This is a genomic window from Mycobacterium palustre, from assembly GCF_002101785.1.
GTDB lineage: Bacteria > Actinomycetota > Actinomycetes > Mycobacteriales > Mycobacteriaceae > Mycobacterium > Mycobacterium palustre.
Map to the genome: position 1 here is coordinate 1 of NZ_LQPJ01000117.1, position 1,146 is coordinate 1,146.

At 64.1% G+C, this 1,146-nt stretch carries 2 protein-coding genes; one reads left to right on the top strand and one right to left on the bottom strand.

Annotated elements, in window-relative coordinates; genetic code table 11:
• Window positions 1-458, top strand: a 458-nt coding sequence (locus tag AWC19_RS18950; RefSeq protein WP_245849137.1) for an integrase core domain-containing protein, incomplete at its 5' end; no start/stop codon positions are given.
• 103 nt (window positions 459-561) lie between these two features.
• Here AWC19_RS18950 and AWC19_RS18955 read toward each other — a convergent pair.
• Window positions 562-990, bottom strand: a complete 429-nt coding sequence (locus tag AWC19_RS18955) for a CBS domain-containing protein (protein WP_085079549.1) — start codon at window positions 988-990, stop codon at window positions 562-564.
• Window positions 991-1,146 lie beyond the last annotated feature (156 nt).

The window sequence follows — 1,146 nt, forward strand, 5'->3', positions numbered from 1 at the left end:
AGAGACTCACGCGATGGCCCTCTTACGTCAGGGACCGACACGCCGCCATCACTTACACCACTCCCCGGGACGCTCCCTATTCAGAAATCTTGCCCGACGAGAAAGGCGCGACATGTGCCGGCTTCATCACCCGAGCCGCGGCGTACTTTGCCGCACAGGGCATCCCACACATCGAACGCCTGATCACCGACAACCACTTGAGCTACCGGCGATCCGCCGACGTCGCCGCCGTCATCGCTCAACAGCAAACCAAGCACATTTTCATCAAACCGCACTGCCCCTGGCAAAACGGCAAAGTGGAGCGCTACAACCGCACCCTGCAAACCGAGTGGTGCTACCGCCGAGCCTACGCATCCAACGCCGACCGCGGCCAAGCACTTGCACCCTGGCTAAAGTTCTACAACACTCAACGCCGCCACAGCGCACTCAGCGGCCTACCACCCATCAGCCGCCTGTAACCAACGTTATGGCCGGGTACACCTAGCCCTTCGCCCAACGTGCAACCACGGTGACGAAACCGCGGAATCTTCGCCCTCAAAGCACGTTGGGCGAGCCGGGCCGTCAGCCCTGCGTGATGTAGGACTGCAGCTGGCGCTGCTCGGCCTCGAGCTCCTCCATGCGGGTCTTCACCACGTCACCGATGCTGACGATGCCGATCAACTTCTTGCCGTCGAGCACTGGGACGTGGCGCACCCGGTTCGTCGTCATCAGCGCGCTGACGGCGTCGACCGTGTCGGACTTCGCGCAGGTGGCGACCGCCGAGGTCATGATCTTCGAGACGGGGCCGGACAGCACGCTGGGCCCGTGCCGGTGCAGCTGGCGCACCACGTCGCGCTCGGAGACGATCCCGACGAGCCCTTCGTCGCCCACTACCACCATCGCGCCGATGTTCTGCTCGGCGAGGCCGGCGAGGAGCTCCTTGACCGTCGCCTCGGGGTTGATCGTCACCACCGCCGCACCCTTGTTCCGCAAGACGTCCGCAATACGCATCGGGGGCCTCCAGCCGGTTGTGACCTGATTCACACAGGCTACGGCTAACTCGCCCGGCGCAAAAGGGACACGAGCTAGCTGTACTCGGCCAGGACGTTGGTAGCAGGCGTGTCGGCTTGATGTGAGGAGAACCCCCGGGTGGGGTGTGGCGTGTCG

Coding starts and splice junctions, on each gene's coding strand:
- AWC19_RS18955 (WP_085079549.1), bottom strand. CDS start 990: ATGCGTATTGCGGACGTCTTGCGGAACAAGGGTGCGGCGGTGGTGACG.